The following is a 20,261-nucleotide window of genomic DNA, read 5'->3' on the forward strand; positions in this document are numbered from 1 at the left end:
TTCACTTTCAAATACAAAAAATAGATTTTGGTTTCGAAATTATGATTGCAACGTCGTCGCCCGGCATGCTATGGTAAAAAGAAACGTGTCCTAAAACCTAACATGTCTGGAGGGCGTATGATGAAGAAACCGGTCGTTGGAACGAAAACAATGGTTGTCAGCCCGCATTACCTGGCTTCGGCAGCAGGCGCCCGCATGCTGGAGAGAGGGGGCAACGCCTTCGATGCGGCGATCGCGGTAAGCTCGGTGCTGGCGGTCGTGTATCCGCATATGACCGGACTCGGAGGCGACGCTTTCTGGCTGTTGTACCGTCCCGAAGACGGGACGGCCAGAGCGTACAACGCGACCGGCAGATCCGGCCGCAAAGCGGAAATCGCGGCTTTCGCGGACGAGGCCGCCATCCCGGTGCGCGGGGCGAGAAGCGCGATCACGGTTCCCGGCATGGCGGACGGCTGGTATGCCGTGCACCGGGAATACGGCCGGCTGCCGTTCGCCGAAGTGCTGGAGCCGGCCATCGGTTATGCCGCGGACGGATTCCCGATGTCGCCGGACCAATACGAGCATGCCCGGAAGCACGCGGCGATGCTTGCCGGCTGCCCGACGACGGCGGCGATCTATCTCCCCGGCGGGCGCGCCGCCCGTCCCGGCGAACGGTTCGTTCAGCGCGATCTGGCGCGGACGCTGCGGCAAGTGGCGCAGCGAGGCCGGAGCGGCTTCTACGAAGGCGAAGTCGCCTGTGAGATTGCCGATTATTTGGCCGCGCACGGCGGATTGCTGACCGAAGAGGACTTTGCCGACAATCGGGGAGATTGGGTGGTGCCGATTACCGGATCGTACCGGGGATACGAGATTTGTCAGCTGCCGCCCAACTCCCAGGGCTTCGCCGCCCTGATGGCTCTTCATATTTTGGATCGCTTCGATTTGAGGGCGGTCGAGCACGGCTCCTTCGATTATTATCATCTGCTCGTGGAAGCGATCAAGCTCAGCTTTCGCGACCGTAACGCCTGGCTGACCGATCCGGCGTTTCATTCCATTCCGCTCGACCGTCTGCTCAGCGCCGAATATGCGGCGGAGCTTGCCGCTTCCATCCGGCCGGACCGGGCCGCCGAAGCGGCTGCGCAGCCGGCCGGCAGCGATACGGCGTATGCCGCCGTCGTCGATGCCGAGGGCAACGCCGTGTCGTTCATCCAAAGCCTCTATTTCGAATTCGGCTCCGGCGTTGTCGCCGGCAGTACGGGCGTGCTGCTGCAAAATCGCGGCTCGTTCTTCTCGCTCGATCCGGCGCATCCGAACTGCCTGATGCCGCGCAAGCGGACGTTCCATACCTTGATGCCGGCGATGGTGTTTCAGGACGGCAAACCGGCCTATCTGCTCGGCACGCAGGGCGGAGAAGGCCAGCCGCAAACGCAGCTTGCGCTGTTGACCCGGATGATCGATTACGGGATGGACCCGCAGCGGGCGATTGACGAGCCGCGTTTCGTCTGGGGAAGGACATGGGGGGAAGCGACGACCGAATTGAAGCTGGAGAACCGCATTTCCGAAGAGACGGCGCAGGCGCTGGCTGCGGCCGGGCACGACGTCCGGCGCGTCGCTGCCTATGACGGCATTGTCGGGCATGCCCATGCGATCGCCATTGACGAACACGGTTTTCGTATCGGAGGAACGGATCCGCGCTGCGACGGTGCGGCGATTGGCTGGTAAATTGAAAAGTAATAAAACATAACATGCACATTCGAAAAAACCCGCATAGCGAGCGGTGTTTTTATTGTCGCAAAAAATATATGATTTAATGTAATATAACCTTACATAAACATATTGACGGGTTTCTGTCGTCTCGTTATAATTGACGTAAATTACTTGACAAAACGAATATCAAAACCTATCAAAACATTCGATTTGAATGTTGCAATCCAATAATTTATTAGTTTTATCAATTTTCAGTTCGTTTCTTTCAACATGTAATATTTTATGACATAAATAGACGGAGTGGAGGTTGATCAGAATGAGTTTGCGCAGTTTGGACGAGAATGCGGCGGCAGCCGCCCGCTCCGCTGTCCCCGGCAGCGGCCGGCAACTGGTCGAGTTGAACAATGTCGACAAAATCTATCCGAACGGGACGATTGCCGTCCGGCAGGTGGATCTCGCGGTTTCCGAAGGCGAGTTTATCAGTTTTGTCGGCCCGTCGGGCTGCGGCAAATCCACCATTTTCAACATGATTGCCGGCTTGACCGACCATACGCGAGGGAGGCTGTCCGTCCTCGGGACGACGCCGAGAGATGCGCGCACCCATAACGAAATCGCCTTCGTCTTTCAGGAGCATACGCTGCTGCCGTGGACGAATCTGCTCGAGAACGTGACGCTTCCGCTGAAGCTGCGGGGCGTGCCCCGCAAAGCGCGGGAGGAGGAAGGGCGAAGGGCGCTTGAGCTGGTCGGGCTCGGCGACAGCGTCAAGTCGCTGCCCCGTCAGTTGTCGGGCGGCATGAAAATGAGGGTGTCGATCGCCAGGGCGCTCGTGTCGAGGCCGAAGCTGCTGCTTATGGACGAACCGTTCGGCGCGCTGGACGAAATTACGCGGCAGACGCTGCAGGACGAACTGCTGAACATCTGGCAGAACGACAAGCGGATGACCGTGCTGTTTATTACGCACAACGTGTTCGAAGCGGTTTTTCTTTCGACCCGCGTCGCCGTCATGACGCCAAGGCCCGGCAAGATCACCGAAATCGTCGATATTCCGCAGCCGTTCCCGCGCGAAGAAACGTTCCGCTCCGATCCGCAGTTCGGCGAGTACGTCCGGGCCGTGTCGGACGCGATGAAATTCAAGCCGGCCGCAGCCGGGGAAAGGGAGTGAATCCGATGGCCAAACCGATGCCGCAAGAAGCGCTCACCCCGTCCGTACGCCGGGGGCTGAACGCGCCATCTGCAGGAGAGAGCGGCAAGAGCGTCGCTTTCGATCCGTTCCGGGAGAGGCTGCAACAAATATTGCCGCCGCTTGCCGTGTTCGTCCTATTCGTCGGCGGCTGGGAGCTGCTGGTTCAACTGCTCCGGATTCCGCCGTATCTTGTGCCGAAGCCGAGCGATATCGTCAAGGCCGCGTCGGACAATGCGAGCAATCTGCTGACGTCGGTCAGCACGACCGTCATGGAAGCGGTGGTCGGGTTTCTGGCCAGCGTTGTGATCGGTACACTGATGGCCATTCTGCTCGCGCTGTCCAAGACGATCGAGAAGAGCGTCTATCCTTACGCCATTATTTTGCAGACGATCCCGATCGTCGCCGTCGCGCCGATTATCGTCATCTGGTTCGGCGCCGGGCTCAATGCCATCGTAATCATTTCGTTCATCATCAGTTTTTTTCCGATTTTGTCCAATACGCTGATCGGACTCCATTCGACTGACCGCAATATGACCAATCTGTTCGATCTGTACAATGCGACGAAGCTGCAAACGATGTGGCGGCTGCGCATTCCGGCTGCTTTGCCTTATATCGTGGCCGGGTTGAAAATTTCCTGCTCGATGTCGGTAATCGGCGCTATCGTCGGCGAGTACATCGCCGGAATCGGCGGCGGCAAGGGCGGACTGGGCTATGCGATAACGGTGGCGACGAACAAGCTCCATACGCCGTATCTGTTTGCTTGCGGGTTATCCGCTTCGCTTGTCGGCATCTGCTTCTTTTTGCTCATCAACCGGTTATCCAGATGGCTGCTCAGTTCCTGGCACGAATCCGAAATGCGCCACTAGTTCCGAATCCTCGAAACGTTAATTTCCGAAACGTAGTTTTCAGAAGCGTTAATTCAATTAAAAGCGCTAATCATTAGGGGGAGTTATGATGCAAAAACAGACGATTCCGGATTGGCCGATTCGCCGGCTCGCCGTATTGATGTTCGCCATGACGCTTGTCGCGGCCTGCGGCAACGACGCCAAAGGCGGGGAAACAAGCGGGACGGGAAGCAGCGGGGCGGAAAAGGTGAAGGTGACGGCGGTGACGAACTGGTTCGCCCAGGCCGAGCACGGGGGGCTGTACGCTGCGCTTGAGAAAGGGTTCTATGAGGAGGCCGGGCTGGACATGACGATCGAGCCGGGCGGTCCGCAAGTGTCGTCCACGCAAATCGTAGCTTCCGGGAAAGCGCAGTTCGGCATGGGCCAGGCGGACCAAATTTTGCTCGCGCGCGAAAGCGGCATTCCGCTCGTTGTCATATTCGCTTCTTTCGAGACGAGTCCCCAGGGATTGATGGTGCATAAGGAAGAAAACATCGCGTCGCCGGCGGAACTGGAAGGCCGCAACGTTTATGTGGCGAGCGGGGCGAGCTACTGGGAATATTTGAAGAAGGCTTACAATCTGCAAGACGTTCAGGAGATGGCTTATACCGGTTCGCTGGCGCCGTTCCTCGCCGACGGCAAGGTTGCCATCCAGGGCTACGTCACGAGCGAGCCGTACGAAATGCGCGAGCAGAACGTGGACGTCGACTTCCTGCTGAACGCCGATTTCGGCTACAATCCGTACGCCAACGTGCTGTTTACGACCGAGAGCTATCTGAAGGAAAATCCCGAGATCGTAAAGGCGTTCGTCAACGCTACGGCCAAAGGATTCGACTATTTCAAGGAACATTACGAAGAGATCAATCCCGTCATTCAAAAGGAAAATCCGGATATGCCCCTTGAAAAGCTGAACTATGCGGCGGAGGCGATGATCCCGCTCGTATACGGCGAGGAAGCGCAGAAGAGCGGCGTCGGCCGGATGACGCAGGAACGCTGGGATACGTTGGCGCAGCAAATGACGGAAGCGGGGATGCTGAAAGAAAAGCCCGATGTGACCCAAGTGTTTACGAACGAATTTTTCGAATAAGGACCGTTGCTGGAACAAAAGGGGATTCCGAAGGAGGACGGACGATGGGAAACGACTGGAGAACGCGGATCAGGCAAGAGATCGACGAAGCGTGTTTGCTGTGGGACGAAACGTCGCGCGCCAAGCTTTCGACGGACTACCACCATTTTTCGCCGGTATTGGTCAAAGAGCTGCAGGGGAAGATGGCCGAATGCATCGTCAGCCCCCGGAACGAGAAGGAGCTTGAAACGATACTCGCGTTTGCGGCGGAGGAGAAGGTGCCGGTGACGGTGCGCGGGAACGGCACGGGCAATTACGGCCAGTGCGTGCCGCTCACAGGCGGCATTGTCGTTCACTTTGCCCGGATGAACCGGATCGCGGAGATCGGTGACGGCTATATGATCGCCGAGCCGGGCGCCCGCATGGGACGGATGGAGCAGGCGGCAAGGGCGAAGGGCCAGGAAATGCTCGCTATGCCTTCCACCTATCAATCCGCTACGATCGGCGGCTTTCTGAACGGCGGTTTCGGCGGCATCGGTTCGATTCGCTGGGGCACGATCTGGGACGGCATGGTTCAGTCGATGAAGCTGAAGACGATCGAATCCCCTCCGGCCACGCTGTATACGACCGGAAACGACATGCTTCCTTATCTCCATACGTACGGGACGGTGGGTGTCCTGGCGGAGGTGCGGGTCAAGCTGGCTCCCCGCGTGGAGTGGATGCAGTTGGCGGCGACGTTCGCAAGATGGCAGGATGCGGTGCGGTTCGCGCAAGATGTCGCGGCTGACGACGCCGTCGGCAAGCGGCTCGTATCGGCGCATGAATGGCCGATTCCGCGATATTTTCAGCCGCTGCGGCTGCCGGAAGGACGATCCGCCGTGCTGCTGGAGATCGACGAACGGCATGAAGCCGCCGTCCGATCCAAGTGCGCCGAATGGAACGGAAGCATCGAGTTGACCGTGCCTGCGGAGAAATATCACAAAGGAACGGGCGTCTCCGATTTTTCGTGGAACCATACGACGCTGTGGGCGCGCAAGGCCGATCCGGACATGACGTATCTCCAGACGACGTACAGCTGGGATAAGCTGTTCGAGCAGATGGCGGCGCTGAAAGCCGAGTTTCCGGAATATATCAATCATCTCGAATTCAACCGGAGCGCCGGCCAGCTTCGCATCGCCGGATTGCCGCTGATGCGGTTCGAATCGGCCGACAGGCTGAACCGGATCATAGACCGCTGCCGGGAGCTCGGCGTGGCGGTCAGCAATCCGCATACGTGGGACCTGGAAGACGGAGGCCGTTCCTACGAGCATCACAAGCTGTGGGAGCTGAAGCGGCGGAATGACCCGCATCTGCTGCTTAATCCGATGAAGCTGAGACCGGCGGCGGGTCAGGCGCGATGAGCCGATTCGGCGGCGTCGTCGTACGGCGCGCGGTACCTTGCGTCATGCGGGATGGCGTCAAGCTGTACAGTGACATTTACATGCCGGACGAACGCGGCGAATTTCCCGTATTGCTGATGCGCCAGCCGTACGGCCGCACGATCGCTTCCACCGTCACGTACGCTCATCCGGTCTGGTACGCCCGCCACGGTTACATCGTCGTCATCCAGGACGTCCGGGGCCGAGGAGATTCCGAAGGCGAGTTTGCGCCATTCATCCAGGAAGGGGCCGACGGCTTCGATACCGTCGAATGGGCGGCGGCGCTGCCCCAATCGAACGGCCGCGTCGGCATGTACGGCTTCTCCTACCAGGGCATCACCCAATGGGCGGCGGCCGCGGAACGGCCTCCTTCGCTGAAGGCGATCGCCCCGGCGATGTGTCCGGCCGATCTGTATCACGGCACGTTCTATCCGCACGGCAGCTTCGCCATCGGCGACAAGCTGCCCTGGGCGTTCCAGCTCGCTCGCGACACGGCCAGAAGAGCGGGGGATGCCGAGGCGGCCGAACAGTGCACGCGGATGATGCGCCATCCGGACGACTGGCTGTTTCACGTGCCGGTGACCGATCGGCATCCGCTGTTGGAACGCTATTTTCCAACCTACTACGAATGGTGCGAGCATACGGAATACGACGGTTACTGGCGGGAGCGAAACTGGCTGCCGCGGCTGGCGGAATGCCCGATTCCGGCTCTGCATATCGGCGGCTGGTACGATTCCTACCTGATGGGCACGCTCGGCTCGTTTGCGGCGCTGCAGGAATCGCCCGGCCGGGAACGGACGATTCACCGGCTTATCGTCGGACCCTGGGGCCATATTCCTTGGGGCCGGATGGCCGGCGGAGCGGACCACGGACCGGCGGCGGACGGGGATATTCATATGGAGCAGCTGCGCTGGTTCGATTACTGGCTGAAAGGAAACGCCGACGCCGATCCTTCCGCCGAGCCGCCCGTCCGCTATTTCGAGCAGTACAGCAATTCGTGGCGGACGGCCCGGCGCTGGCCGGCAGCGGATGCGCCGGATACCGGGAAGAGCGGCTTCCGGCTTTATCTCTCGGGAACGCCGAAACCGGCGAACGGCGCGCTGGGCGGCGGCGTTCTGGCGCCGTCGCCCGGCCGGGAAGAGGAGGAGACGGCCGACGTATTCGTCTACGACGCCCGTCTGCCGATGCGGACGGACAATTGCCTCCCCTCCGACCGGAGCGCGATTCAGGACCGCTATGAAATTTTGGTGTATTCCGGAGAGCCGCTCGACCGTACCATTCATCTGTTCGGCTCGCCGAAGCTGGTCGTCCGCTGCCAGACGATGGGCGGTCCGACCGATCTCGTCGCGACCTTGACAGTCGTCAAGCCGGACGGCAAGGCGCGGTTTCTGAGCGTCGGCCGAACGGAGATCGGCCGTCCGGCCGCTCAAGGAGCCGCCGCTGCCGGCGCGGCGGACGGAGACATGGCGGACGATGCGGAGCCGGCGGCTGAGGCTTCGGCCGGCAGCGCCGGCGAGTGGGAACGGGCGGCGATCGATATGCGGCCGTTCGCGGCCGCGCTCGAAGCGGGAGACGCGCTGCGGCTCGAGCTGACGGGGAGCGCCTTTCCGCTGTTCGCGCGGCATCCGAACGCCGGCCCGGAGGGCCGGCATCGGGCGGGCGAGGAGAAGCTCGGCATCGTCGCCGTGGCCGTCTGCCGGGACAACGGCGGTGCGGCGTATGTCGAACTGCCTGTTGCGCCGCTTGATGACGATGCGGTCGGCGGGTAAAGCCGAGTATAACCGAAGAAAGGGTGAGCTTCCGGATGAAGAGACTGGGTCATGCCCGCAGCCATTGGCATGTTTCGCGGGAAGGAGTCGATTTGCGGCGAAGGCTGGAGCAGCCGGACACGGTCGCCATTCATGCGGAACCGCAGCAGCTTGTTTTCGACCTGAAGCGCACAGCGCTGATCGTCGTCGATATGCAGAACGATTTTTGTTCCCGGGGCGGTTGGGTCGACTATATCGGCGGCGATTGCGACACCCTGATGGCGCCCGTGGAGCCGCTCAACCGGCTGTTGCCCGCGCTGCGGGAACGGGACGTTCCCATCCTGTGGCTGAACTGGGGCAATCGCCCGGATCGTCTCAATTTGAGCCCGTCGGTGCTTCATGTGTACAACGGGGACGGGGAAGGGCGGGGCATCGGCGATCCGCTGCCGGACAACGGCTCGCGCGTGCTGGAGAAAGGCAGTTGGGGGGCGGCGATCGTTTCCGGACTGGATGCGTCGCCGGACGATATTTATGTCGACAAGTATCGGATGAGCGGATTTTGGGATACGCCGCTCGACAGCATTTTGCGCAATCTGTCCGTGCATACGGTGCTGCTGGCCGGCGTCAATCTCGACCAATGCGTCATGGCGACGCTGCAGGACGCTGTCAATTCGGGATATGACGCGGTGCTGCTCCGGGACTGCAGCGCCACCAATTCGCCGCCGTACTGTGCGGATGCGGCGATCTACAACATTAAACAATGCTACGGCTTCGTCGCCGATTCGGCGGAACTGCTGCGGGCGATGAACGGCGGGCATGAAAGGGGAAGCGAGCGATGACGATTTCCGGACTTCATATGGCGGCCGGGCATATCGAAACTTGTCCGGTCTACAAAATCAAAAGTACCGATTCCAACAAATTCGTGCTGTTGACCGATCGGGAACTGACGCCGTTCGTATCCGTCGTCGAAATTTTCGACGAAGGCGGCCGCACGCCGCCGAACGAGCATGCCGAAGCGTACGAATATTTCTATGTGTTGAAGGGAGAGGGGTACGCGACGGTCGGCGAGACGAGCATTCCGATCCGGCAAGGCTCGTTCTTCATCGTGCCGCCGGGCCGCACCCATGCGGTCGTCAATACGGGCGAAGGCAAGCTGTATGTGCTGACGACGATGGTGCCCGACGAGAAGTTTTCGGATCTGATCAAATCCGGTCCGCGGGCGGAGCTGGACGAGGAAGATCTGGCCGTGCTGGGGGCCCTTCGATGAACGACCGGTGGAATGCCTATGCCGCGGAGCGCATCGTGCTGGAACCGACGGCGGACGGGCCGCTTTCGGGACTGGAGTTTGCGGCGAAGGACGTTATTCGGGTGGCCGGCCATATATCCGGCGCGGGCAACCCGGACTGGCTGCGCACGCATAGTCCGTCCGAACGGACGGCGGAGGCGATTTCCCGGCTGCTCGCACAGGGCGCCCGGCTTCGCGGCATGACGCACACGGATGAGATGATGTACAGCCTGAACGGTCAGAACGTGCATTACGGCACGCCGGTCAACCCGAATGCGCCGGACCGGATTCCGGGAGGGTCGTCCAGCGGCTCGGCCGTAGCGGTTGCCGCCGGATTGGCCGATTTCGCGCTCGGCACCGACACCGGCGGCTCGATCCGGGTGCCGGCCGCTTATTGCGGCGTGTACGGGATCAGGCCGACGCACGGACTGGTTCCGACCGCCGGCGTCATTCCGCTCGCGCCCAGCTTCGACACGGTCGGATGGCTGGCGCGGGACGCGCAATTGCTGCACGATGTCGGCGTCGCTTTGCTGAACAAAACGGGGAAACGGGCAGCAGATGCGGCAGGCGCAAAAAGAAACAGGGCGGAGGAGGCGGCTGATCGGGGGGAGCCGTACGGAAGCCTCCTGCCGCCAGCCTGAGAACAGGCGCCGCGCAGCCGTTCAAGCGGATGCTGCTCGCGATTGAGGCGTGGGAGCTGGCCGAACCGCCGGTGCGGGTGAGGCTGGTCAAAGATGTCACTTCCATGGCCAAGACCTGTGTCGACAGCGATTGGGCCGTGATCGCTCCGGAAGGGCTGGCGGCCTGGATGCGGGCGTTTCGCATCGTGCAAGGGCTGGAAATATGGGATACGCACGGACCATGGATCGAACGCGCGCATCCCGTATTCGCCCCTGACATTGCGGAGCGGTTCGCATGGGCGAGCAAATTGAAACGAAAGGATAGCGGCGCGGAACTGAGATTATGGTTCGACGTTCGGGCGCGGCTTAGGGAGCAGCTTGGGGATGACGGTCTGCTCGTCATCCCGACGGTGCCCGGTCCCGCTCCGCAGCGGAACGTATCCGGGGCGGCGAACGAAGAACGGCGCTCTCGCGCCATGCAGCTGACCTGTATTGCCGGACTGGCCGGTTTGCCCCAGGTGCATATTCCGACCGGCGCGGCGGACGGCGCGCCGATCGGCCTTTCGGTCATCGCCGGACCGGGACGGGATTTGCAATTGCTGTCCTGGGTCGCGGAATGGGCGAAGCAGCGGCCGGCCGGTATTCGGCAAGCGGCGTGGGGGGCCGCGGCGGAACGGTGATATCGCGCGGCCTCGTTGCCTGAAAGCCGGCAGAGCGCCTGCTGCTTTCGCTTTCGCCGCGAAACGGCGAAGCCGCAGACGCTTGCAGGAGCGGGAAACCGGCAGCTTGACGTAGATGCGCAGGCGTGTCGGCGCGTCGGCGTATAGGAAGGCGCATATGAATATGGAGGAGGGAGCCCGATGTTTACAAGGTATGAGGGCGTTGCCTGGGAAGAACGTTTCCTGCCGCGGTTGACACGAAAGCAGGTGAAGGAATTGCCGAAGGAACATGCGCTCGTCATACTGCCTATCGGGGCAGTCGAGCAGCACGGCGATCATTTGCCGGTTATGACGGATGCGCTGATCGGCGAAGCGACCTTGACGGATGCGCTGGAGAAAATCGATCCGGCCGAGCAGATCTGGCTTATTCCGCCGATCGCCTACGGGAAAAGCAATGAGCATCTCGGCATTCCGGGCACGATATCGCTTTCGGCGTCCACGCTTGCCGGCATCGTCTCGGATATCGCCTACAGCCTGAAGGCCAGCGGGTTTCGCCGGTTGCTGCTGTTCAATACGCATGGCGGCAATACCGATCTGCTGAACGTGGCGGCGCGGGAAATTCGCATTGCGACCGGGATGATGGTGTTTTCCCTGTCTCCTGCAAGCCTGGGCGTCGCCGCCGATCTGCTGCCGCCGGAGGAGCTGGAATTCGGCATTCACGGCGGCGATTACGAAACGTCGATCGTCATGTATCTGAAGCCGGGCTGGGTGCAGGAGCACTGCCGCGTGCGCGAAATGCCGGCGATGAACCGGTACCGTTTTTTGACGCTCGAAAAAGCGATCCGGTTTGCCTGGAAAATGGAGGATGTGTCCCGCAGCGGTATTCTCGGGGACGCGACCCGGGCGACGGCCGAGAAAGGGCGCATCATTCAGGAGCGCGCGTCCGATCTGATGGCCAAGGCGTTCGTCGAAATTAGCAGGTTCGAAATCAAGCAGCTGCTCGAGGAAACGTCGGCGGGAGCGGCAATGGGATAATCGCGGGATTCGCTTTCAGGAAGAAAGGAGGCGGCGGCGAATGGCGAAAGCAGGCGCCGGCGGCGCTGTTCTGGAAATCATCAATGCCCGCCTGCCGCTTGCCGATGAGCGGCATTATTATACGCTGCGTGCGGAGAACGGCGTCTGGACGGCGATCGGGCGCCAGAGCGGGCGGCTGGAGCCGGGCGGTTATCTTTCCCTCGACATGCCGGAGGGGGCGTACGCGAAACGGCTCGATGCCGAAGGCAAGCTTGTCTTGCCCGGGTTGGTCGACGCCCATATGCATCTCGACAAGGCGTTTTCCCTGCCTTGGGCGGCCAACCGGTCGGGAACGCTCGCCGAAGCGATCGCCAGCTATTCGCGCCAGGCGCCCTTATTTGCCAAGGGTGAAATCAAGGCGCGCATGACAAGGATGGCGCTGCAAGCCGTTTCCTACGGCACGACGTCCATCCGGACCCATATTGACGTGCATGCGGAAGCGGGCGCGCGAGTGGCGCTGCGATCGGTGGAAGCCGCGCTGGAAGTGAAGGAGAAGCTGGCGCCTTGGGTCCGGGTGCAAATATTCCCGATGGCGCCTTATCGCGCGCAGCCCGGCTTCGGCATGGAGCTGATCGGGGAGATGCTGGCGATGGGCGTCGACGGGATCGGCGGCGCGCCTCATCTGGCTGACGAGCCGGAAGCGCACATTGACCGGATATTTGAACTGGCGGACCGTTACGGCTGTCCGGTCGATCTGCATGTCGACGAAAGCGACGATCCGGGGATGAGGACGTGCGTCTATATCGCGGAGCGGACAGCCGCATACGGAATGGGCGGCCGTGTCGTCGCCGGCCATCTCTGCTCGCTTTCGGCCATGAATCCGGAGGACGCTGCATACGCGATCGGACGGCTGGCGGAGGCGGGGGTCGCCGCCGTCACGCTCCCCGCGGCCAATCTGTATTTGCAGGGGCGGGCCGACCGGCGGGCGGTGCGGCGCGGCGTGACGCGGGTGAAGGAACTGGCGGCGGCGGGCGTGCCGGTCGCGGCGGCTTCGGACAACGTGCACGATCCGTTTCATCCGTTCGGCCGCGGCGATCTGCTGCAGATCGCGCTCATAACGGCCTATGCCGCTCATATGGGGGCCCCGTCGGATTTGCGGCAGCTGCTGCGGATGATCACGGAAATCCCGGCCGGCATCATCGGGATTTCCGGTTACGGCATCAAGGCCGGCTGCGAGGCGGACTTCGTCGTCATAGACGCCCGCTCGCCGGAGGAGCTGTTTGCCATGCAGCCGGAGCGGCGCTGGGTTTACCGTGCCGGCAGCTGTCTGGCAGCCGCCGCTCCGCCGGCTGCATGGGCCGATCCGGCGCTCGCGGATGAGTGGGCGGCCGCGCGGAACGTCGGCTTCGCCGGGGTTTTAGCGGAACGGTAATGTCACAATGCTGAAACGTCGCAATGCTGCAACGCCGCAATATCGCAGTGTTGCAGCGCCGCAATGCTATAACGCCGCAACACCACAATACTGCAAAGCCGCAAAACTTCATCGCGCAATGCGCAACGCCGATACAGCCGGTACGTGGGCGGGCTTCGCCGTTCGCGTCCGAGCACCCCGCGGGGCGGGCCTCGCCGTTCTCGTTCGAGCGGTACGCGGGCAGAGGCGGCTCTGCGGTAACAAGCGTCCAGGCAGAGGGCAGTGCCGCCGTTTTCGCGCGAATGGGCGAAGAACGGGCGTTAAGGGCGGTCAGGGCATCGTCCGGCAAACTCCAGGGACATCCGACAGACGGGTGTCCCTGTTTGTTGCGGACGGAAGTGGGGACCGATATAATAAAGGTCAATAACGCAACACCGGGAGGCGAAAAAGTGGACGAATTCGCGCGCATCCGGCACTGGACGCACGGGCGCCAGAGCGCGGACATGCAGCGCCGGCAAGGCGTCGTGCTGGGCATCGGCGACGACGCCGCCGTCGTGGAGCCGCCGGCGGATGAAACGGAGCCGCTGCAATGGGTGCTCGCGGTCGACACGATGGTGGAGACCGTTCACTTCGCCGACGCGACGATGTCGGAAGAGGATGTCGGCTACAAGGCGCTCGCCGCGAATGTGAGCGACATCGCGGCGATGGGCGGCGTGCCGCGGCATGCGCTCGTCTCGGTCAGCGTGCCGCCTTCGTACGGGGCGGACCGGATGCGCCGGCTGTACGACGGGCTGTACGCGTGCGCCGACCGATACGGCGTCGCGGTCATCGGCGGCGACACGACGTCGTCGCCGCAGCATCTTGTCATCGCCGTGACGGTGATCGGCACCGTCGCGGCGGGACGGGCGCTTCGCCGCTCGGGTGCGCAGCCCGGCGACGCCGTATTTGTGACCGGCCCGGTCGGCCTGTCGGCTGCCGGGCTGCATTGGCTGCTCGCGCGGCAGAACGATCCGCTCGCGCAGCCGCCGCCGGAGGCGGCCGCGCTGGTGCGGGCGCATCGCCGCCCCGCGCCTTCGGTGCGCGCCGGGCAGCTGCTGGCGGCGCGCGGCACGTGCCGGTCGCTGAACGATGTCAGCGACGGGCTCGCGAGCGAGGCGTGGGAGATCGCCGAAGCGTCGGGCGTGCGCCTCGTGCTGCGCGAGGCGCTGCTGCCGCGCAGCGGCAGTCTGGCCGCCTACGCATCGCGCGCGGGCGTCGACCCGCTGGAGTGGATGCTGTACGGCGGCGAAGATTATGTGCTGGTCGGCACGCTGGCCGCGGACGATGCGGAGGCTGCAAAGGCGGCTTTCGCCGCGGAAGGGCTGCCTTTTTACGTGATCGGGGAGACGGAAGCGGGCGATCCCGGCGTCGAGCTCGTCGTCCGTTCGGAGCGGCGGGGCGCGGAGGAGCGCAGAGTGCCGCTGGCGAAGCGGGGCTACAATCATTTTGGCGGATAAGTGGTGAATAACGGATGGACAACAGCGGACAAGCCGGAAGCGGACGGCCGGATCGGGCGAGCGCAGTATGGGAGGCCCGGAACGAACGGGACACGGCCGAGCTGGCGCGCCGCCTTGCCGGTCTGGCCCGGCCCGGTACGGTGCTCGCGCTGGACGGCGATCTGGGCGCGGGCAAGACGAGATTTTCGCAAGCGTTCGCGGAGGCGCTGGGCGTGAAGGACGTCGTGAACAGTCCGACGTTTACGATCATTAAGGAATATGAGGGCGAGCGGATGCCCTTCTACCATATGGATGTATACCGGCTATCTCCGGAAGAGGCGGAAGAGCTCGGGCTGGACGACTATTTTTTCGGCGACGGCGCGACGATCGTCGAATGGGCGTCCCTCATCCGGGAGCTGCTCCCGGACGAGCGTCTGGAGATTGAGATCGAGCATGCGGGAGACGATGCCCGGCGCATCGTTTTGACGGGGATCGGTCAGCCGTACGCCTCGTGGTGCGCAACAATCGGACAGATAGGAGACGACAAACATGAACGATAAGGAGCGGAAGCGGGAGAAGATGGATAATCCCGTTGTCTTGGCGCTGGATACGTCGACCGCTTCGCTGGCTGCCGCAGTGGTCCGGGGGACGGAGGTGCTCGGCGAGATCGGCTCGGTTGCGGAGCGGAATCATTCGGTACTGGTCGTGCCGAAGCTGCAGGAGCTGCTTCGTTCGTGCGGTTTGACAGGCCGGCAGGTGGATGGCATCGCGGCCGGCCGCGGACCGGGGTCGTACACCGGCATGCGGATCGGCGTTACGGTCGCCAAGACGCTCGCCTGGGCATGGGGCAAGCCGCTCGTCGGCGTCTCCAGTCTGGAAGGGCTCGCTTACGGCGCGTTTCATCGGGGGATGGAGCAGCAGGCCGGGACGGCGGATCGAGCCGGAGCCGCTGCGGCAGATGCCGGCGCAGACGACGGCACGACCTGGATTGTGCCGATTATGGATGCGCGGCGGGGACAGGTTTATACGGCTGCCTTCGCCGCCGGCGATTCCGGAGCGAAATGGGAGCGGCTTGCGGATGACGGCATCCGGATGATGGATCGCTGGATGAGCGAGCTGCTGCAGCGGCTTGAAGCCGAGCGGCACCGCCGCGTCCGGAACTTGTGGATCGCTGGCGACCTGACGCAGCACGAAGCGGCGGCCGGCCGGCTGGGAGAAGATGTTGCCGCCGCGTTCGGCGATGACGCGCCGCAAGTGCGGCTGCTCACCTATTATATGGAGGGTCGCTGGATCGGGCGGCTGGGCGGATACCGGCTTGCGGCCGGCGAATCGGACGATGTCCATGCGCTGGTGCCGAACTATACCCAGCTGGCCGAAGCGGAAGCGAAGCTGCTCGCCAGGGAGGAGGCCAACCGGTGAAGTCGGATCATGAACTGGAATTCCGTCCGCTGCGGCTTGAGGATATTCCGGCGGTCGTAGCCATCGAACAGGAGGCGTTCACGAGCCCCTGGACGGCCGAAGCGTTCGAGAACGAGCTGCGCAACAATCATTTCGCCCGCTATTTGGCCATGTGGCACCGGGGAGAACTGATCGGGTACGGGGGCATGTGGACGCTTATCGACGAAGCGCATGTCACCAATATCGCGGTGCGGGCCGATTACAGGGGACAAGGATTCGGCAAGCAGCTGATGCGGGAACTGCAGCAGCTTGCCGTTCGGAACGGCATGGAGCGGATGACGCTCGAGGTGCGGGTTTCGAACGAGCGGGCGCAGCGGCTGTACCGCCAGTTCGGCTTCGAGCCGGCCGGCCTGCGTCCCGGTTATTATACCGACAACAAGGAAGACGCTTTGATCATGTGGGCGGAATTAGGGAATATGAAGGCTGGTGAGCGATCATGACGAAATGCGGGCAGCAGCCCGATCCGACGCGCGCTGCTTCTGCCGCGGAGACCGCGGCGGTCGGAGGCGAAACGGCGGCCGCCGGGGACAGCGTCATCCTTGCGGTGGAGACCAGCTGTGACGAAACGTCCGTCGCCATCGTGAAGAATGGCCGTCAAATTCTGGCCAATCTTGTGTCGAGCCAGATTGAGACGCATCGCAAATTCGGCGGCGTCGTGCCGGAAATCGCCTCCCGCAAGCATGTGGAGTCCATTACGATGCTGATGGAGGAGGCGGTGCGGTCGGCGGGTCTAAGTTTGCAGGACATTACCGCGGTCGCGGTCACGCAGGGTCCCGGACTTGTCGGTTCCCTGCTCGTCGGCGTCGTCGCCGCGAAAAGCTTGGCGCTGGCGCTGGACGTTCCGCTCATCGGCACCCATCATATCGCCGGGCATATTTATGCGAACCGGCTCGTGGAGGAAATGGTCTATCCCGCTATGGCGCTGGTCGTATCCGGCGGCCATACGGAACTGGTGCTGCTGGAGCGGGAAGGCGTGTTCCGCGTGATCGGCCGCACCCGGGACGACGCCGTCGGGGAGGCTTACGACAAGGTCGCCCGGGCGCTGCAATTTCCGTATCCCGGAGGGCCGCATATCGACCGTCTGGCGCAGGAGGCCGACGAGGCGATCGAGCTCCCGCGCGCCTGGCTCGAGCCGGATTCGTACGATTTCAGCTTCAGCGGCTTGAAATCCGCTGTTCTGGCGGCGATCAACCAGGCGAAGATGCGCGGCGAAGCGCCGATGCGGGCCGCGCTCGCCCGCGGTTTCAGGAGTCGGTCATCGACGTGCTGACGACGAAGGCGCTGCGGGCGGCCGGCGAATACGGCGCCAGACAGTTGCTGTTGTGCGGCGGCGTCGCCGCCAATGCCGGCCTTCGCGCCGCCCTGGCGGAGCGGTGCGCCGAGGCCGGCCTGCCGCTGCTCGTTCCGCCGCTGTCGCTATGCACGGACAACGCGGCGATGATCGCCGCCGCGGCCGAGCTGAAGTGGCGGCGGGCGGAGTGGACGCCGCTCGATATGAAGGCGGATCCGTTGCTTTCGCTGGAGGCGTGGTCGGTGAAAGATGAGGCTGCGGCAGCGAAACGGTAAATCGGCGGCGCCTTTTCGAATATGGGTTTGACAGTTCGCATGCGGATGACTATAATAGTCACCAATACTTCTTTATCCATACCTTGCAAACGCAATGATCGGGAACAGTAAGGCCCAGCCGGGAAAGAAGCGGCCGTCATCCTGGGGATGAGGCGGCTTTGGCAAGAGAACTGCGGGACGGTGCGACGCAGTCGAAGGCAGCCTGAAGCTCGCCCGTGAGCGGAACGGTGGAACTTGACGGCGCGATGTTATGCGGCCGGTAAGATGTACATCGTTACGGCTGACCCCCGTCATCGGGTGCGCTGGCGTCCTGTCCGGACAGGTCGCTGGCGGCAGAGTGGGCGCAGCGTCCTTATAAGGGGGGCTGGCGTCAACAAGGGTGGTACCGCGCGGGCCTGTTTGCAGCCTGTCGTCTCTTGAATACAAGGGGCGGCGGGCTGTTTTTAGTTGGCGGGAAGAGGCAGGTTGGACAGTATGCCACCGGAAAATTTCCGGGCGGGCGCAGTTAAGACGGAACAGTGCGTAAGTGAAAGGTAAATGACATTCATTTCATATCGGAAACGCTGTGAACAGGAGCAGTAGGGCAAAGTGGCGGAACAAGTGATGACGCTGCGGAACGGAACGTCCGCGTCGGTTGTCGCGACAGAGAGCTGCGGGATGGTGCGACGCAGCCGAAGCCGCGGTCCGAACTCGCCTGGGAGCGGAACGGCGGAAGCAGCGGGCGGCAGCCGGCGATCGGCGCTGCACCCGAGTACGCCGTTACGGTTAACCCCCGTGATCGGGTGCCGTTCGGGCAAAGGCGCATTTGAAGCGGAAAACGGTCGGGAATCCATTGATCTGACGAGGTTCGGATCGATCGGACCGGTTTTCGGTGATTGAAGCGTGTTTGTCTGGCGGAGAAAGCGGTTCGAGCTGATGCTTCGAGGCTGCCTTGCAGCGGACTCAGGCATACGTGATCGAACAAGTAGAGTGGTACCGCGGCCGGTTGCAAGCCTGTCGTCTCTTCGGAAGAAGGGATGGCAGGCTTTTTTTCGTGGCGGTCTTGCGGCTGCCTTCAGTCTATTCATTCAGGAGGGATATGATCATGAACGAAAAACAGGAGTATACTCGAGTACAAATATTCGATACGACGCTGCGGGACGGTGAGCAGTCACCAGGTGCTGCGATTGAGCCCGAGCGGAAAATCGTCATTGCAAGGCAACTGGCCAAACTGGGCGTCGACGTGATTGAACCGGGCTTTCCGGTCTCAAGCCCCGGCGAATTCGCCGCGGTGCAGCAAATTTCGCGCGAGCTTCAGGGCGTGGAAATCGCCGGCTTCGCCCGCGCCGTCAAGGGCGATATCGATGCGGCGGTGCGCGCGACGCAGGATGCGGGCAAACGTCGTCTGCATCTGTTTATCTCCTCGTCGGATATCCATCTGAATTACCAGCTGCGCAAATCCCGCGAGGAGGTCGTGCGACAGGCGCGCGAGATGGTCGCTTACGGCAAGCAGTTCGTGGACGAAATTGAATTTTCGGCAATGGATGCGACCCGTTCGGGGCGCGAATTCGTAATCGAACTGGTGGAAGCCGTCATTGCCGAAGGGGCCACGATCATCAATTTGCCGGACACGCTCGGTTATGCGCTGCCAGGGGAAATAACCGAACTGTTCCAGACGGTGCGCAAGGAAGCGCGGGGCGGAAACACGGTGCGTTACAGCGCGCATTGCCATAACGACCTGGGGCTGGCGGTCGCCAACAGTCTGGCGGCCATCGGGGCCGGGGCGACGCAAATCGAAGTGACGGTCAACGGGATCGGCGAGCGCGCCGGCAACTGTTCGCTCGAGGAGCTCGTGATGGCGATCGAAACCCGGAAGGAGGCGCTGCGGGCGGAGACCGGCATCAACATCGGCGAAATTTATGAAACGTCCCGCCTTGTCAGCCGGTCGATGCATTTTCCGATCGCGTTCAACAAGCCGATCGTCGGCAGGAACGCTTTCCAGCACGAATCGGGCATTCACCAGGATGGCTTGCTCAAAAACCGCAGCACCTATGAAATTATGGACCCGGAAGCGATGGGCATTCCGCGCAGCATGATCGTGCTCGGCAAACATTCGGGACGCCATGCGATCCGGCATCGGCTGGCCGAATTCGGCATTGAAGTGACCGACGAGCAAATGCAGGACATTTACGACCGTTTCAAAGCGAAAGCGGATGAGCAGAAGATCGTGACCGACGATCAGCTGATCCGCATTGCGGGGGAAACGACCCGGACGCAGCCTGATCCGTATGTGCTGGTCGATCTTCAGGTGCTGGCCGGTTCGCAGAAATCCCGGATCGCCTCGGTGACCGTCCGCGGCAGCGCAGACGGACAAGAGCGGACCTATACCGGAGCGGGGACGGGACCGCTCGAGGCGGTCATCCAATGCATCCGGCAGGCGATTCCGGCGGCGGCGGAATTCGAAGATCTGGAGCTTCACTCGCTGTCTACAGGCGAGGATGCGCATGGCGAGGCGGCCGTATCGATCGTGTACCAAGGCGAACGGTACCGCGGCACGGCCATTCACCAGGATATTGTGCTGGCCGCTGCGCAGGCTTATGTGGCGGCCTGCAACCAGGCGCTGATGAGCGCCAAACGTCGTCAGGCAGCCGGATACGGGGCGCGTCAAGCGGAAGCGAAGTGACTCCTGCAGCAGGTTATCCACAAACCGTGGCCTTACGTGGATAACTGCTGCGAAAGCCTGCCAGCATTGAATTCGGGCTGTGGAGAAAATGGGTGCTGTTTTTTCACAGGACAATTGTGGATAATG

The 20,261-nt window shown here is 62.3% G+C and carries 16 protein-coding genes and 2 pseudogenes; all 18 read left to right on the plus strand.

What is annotated here, in order from left to right; translation table 11 throughout:
• Positions 1-120: 120 nt before the first annotated feature.
• Positions 121-1,701, plus strand: a complete 1,581-nt coding sequence (gene ggt, locus PACILC2_RS01505) for a gamma-glutamyltransferase (RefSeq protein WP_213527041.1) — start codon at positions 121-123, stop codon at positions 1,699-1,701.
• A 301-nt stretch (positions 1,702-2,002) separates the two neighbouring features.
• Positions 2,003-2,848, plus strand: a complete 846-nt coding sequence (locus PACILC2_RS01510; RefSeq protein ID WP_213527007.1) for an ABC transporter ATP-binding protein — start codon at positions 2,003-2,005, stop codon at positions 2,846-2,848.
• Between the two features lie 5 nt (positions 2,849-2,853).
• Complete coding sequence (locus PACILC2_RS01515) at positions 2,854-3,735, plus strand: ABC transporter permease (RefSeq protein ID WP_244863149.1); 882 nt, start codon at positions 2,854-2,856, stop codon at positions 3,733-3,735.
• 85 nt (positions 3,736-3,820) lie between these two features.
• Entirely contained in the window at positions 3,821-4,840 is a 1,020-nt protein-coding gene (locus tag PACILC2_RS01520; protein ID WP_244863150.1) for an ABC transporter substrate-binding protein, read from the plus strand.
• A gap of 44 nt (positions 4,841-4,884) precedes the next feature.
• Entirely contained in the window at positions 4,885-6,219 is a 1,335-nt protein-coding gene (locus PACILC2_RS01525) for an FAD-binding oxidoreductase (RefSeq protein ID WP_213527009.1), read from the plus strand.
• Entirely contained in the window at positions 6,216-8,006 is a 1,791-nt protein-coding gene (locus PACILC2_RS01530) for a CocE/NonD family hydrolase (RefSeq protein ID WP_213527011.1), read from the plus strand. Before PACILC2_RS01525 ends, PACILC2_RS01530 begins: the two co-directional genes overlap by 4 nt.
• Positions 8,007-8,041: 35 nt before the next feature.
• A complete protein-coding gene (locus tag PACILC2_RS01535) occupies positions 8,042-8,824 on the plus strand; it encodes a cysteine hydrolase family protein (protein ID WP_062495413.1) in 783 nt (260 codons plus the stop codon).
• A complete protein-coding gene (locus PACILC2_RS01540) occupies positions 8,821-9,252 on the plus strand; it encodes a cupin domain-containing protein (protein ID WP_062495411.1) in 432 nt (143 codons plus the stop codon). The genes PACILC2_RS01535 and PACILC2_RS01540 overlap by 4 nt, the downstream gene beginning before the upstream one ends.
• Positions 9,249-10,570 (plus strand): annotated as a pseudogene (locus tag PACILC2_RS29705) (amidase family protein). The gene PACILC2_RS01540 and the pseudogene PACILC2_RS29705 overlap by 4 nt, the downstream one beginning before the upstream one ends.
• 180 nt (positions 10,571-10,750) lie before the next feature.
• Positions 10,751-11,584 carry a creatininase family protein gene (locus PACILC2_RS01555; protein WP_213527017.1) on the plus strand — a complete coding sequence of 278 codons (834 nt, stop codon included), beginning with the start codon at positions 10,751-10,753 and terminating at the stop codon, positions 11,582-11,584.
• A 40-nt stretch (positions 11,585-11,624) separates the two neighbouring features.
• On the plus strand, positions 11,625-12,995 hold the full coding sequence (locus tag PACILC2_RS01560) for an amidohydrolase family protein (RefSeq protein WP_213527019.1): 1,371 nt from the start codon (positions 11,625-11,627) through the stop codon (positions 12,993-12,995).
• 482 nt (positions 12,996-13,477) lie between these two features.
• A complete protein-coding gene (thiL, locus tag PACILC2_RS01565; RefSeq protein WP_213527047.1) occupies positions 13,478-14,470 on the plus strand; it encodes a thiamine-phosphate kinase in 993 nt (330 codons plus the stop codon).
• A gap of 14 nt (positions 14,471-14,484) precedes the next feature.
• On the plus strand, positions 14,485-15,009 hold the full coding sequence (tsaE, locus tag PACILC2_RS01570) for a tRNA (adenosine(37)-N6)-threonylcarbamoyltransferase complex ATPase subunit type 1 TsaE (protein ID WP_062495405.1): 525 nt from the start codon (positions 14,485-14,487) through the stop codon (positions 15,007-15,009).
• Complete coding sequence (gene tsaB, locus PACILC2_RS01575) at positions 14,999-15,868, plus strand: tRNA (adenosine(37)-N6)-threonylcarbamoyltransferase complex dimerization subunit type 1 TsaB (RefSeq protein WP_213527021.1); 870 nt, start codon at positions 14,999-15,001, stop codon at positions 15,866-15,868. The genes tsaE and tsaB overlap by 11 nt, the downstream gene beginning before the upstream one ends.
• Positions 15,865-16,347, plus strand: coding sequence for a ribosomal protein S18-alanine N-acetyltransferase (gene rimI, locus PACILC2_RS01580; RefSeq protein ID WP_062495401.1), 483 nt, complete (start codon positions 15,865-15,867; stop codon positions 16,345-16,347). The genes tsaB and rimI overlap by 4 nt, the downstream gene beginning before the upstream one ends.
• Positions 16,344-17,473, plus strand: a pseudogene (gene tsaD, locus PACILC2_RS01585) (tRNA (adenosine(37)-N6)-threonylcarbamoyltransferase complex transferase subunit TsaD). Before rimI ends, tsaD begins: the two are co-directional and overlap by 4 nt.
• A 588-nt stretch (positions 17,474-18,061) precedes the next feature.
• Positions 18,062-18,352, plus strand: a complete 291-nt coding sequence (locus PACILC2_RS01590) for a hypothetical protein (protein ID WP_213527023.1) — start codon at positions 18,062-18,064, stop codon at positions 18,350-18,352.
• 205 nt (positions 18,353-18,557) lie between these two features.
• Positions 18,558-20,135, plus strand: a complete 1,578-nt coding sequence (locus PACILC2_RS01595; protein WP_372447016.1) for a 2-isopropylmalate synthase — start codon at positions 18,558-18,560, stop codon at positions 20,133-20,135.
• Positions 20,136-20,261: the final 126 nt, after the last annotated feature.

This window comes from Paenibacillus cisolokensis, assembly GCF_018403665.1.
Lineage (GTDB): Bacteria > Bacillota > Bacilli > Paenibacillales > Paenibacillaceae > Paenibacillus_AH > Paenibacillus_AH cisolokensis.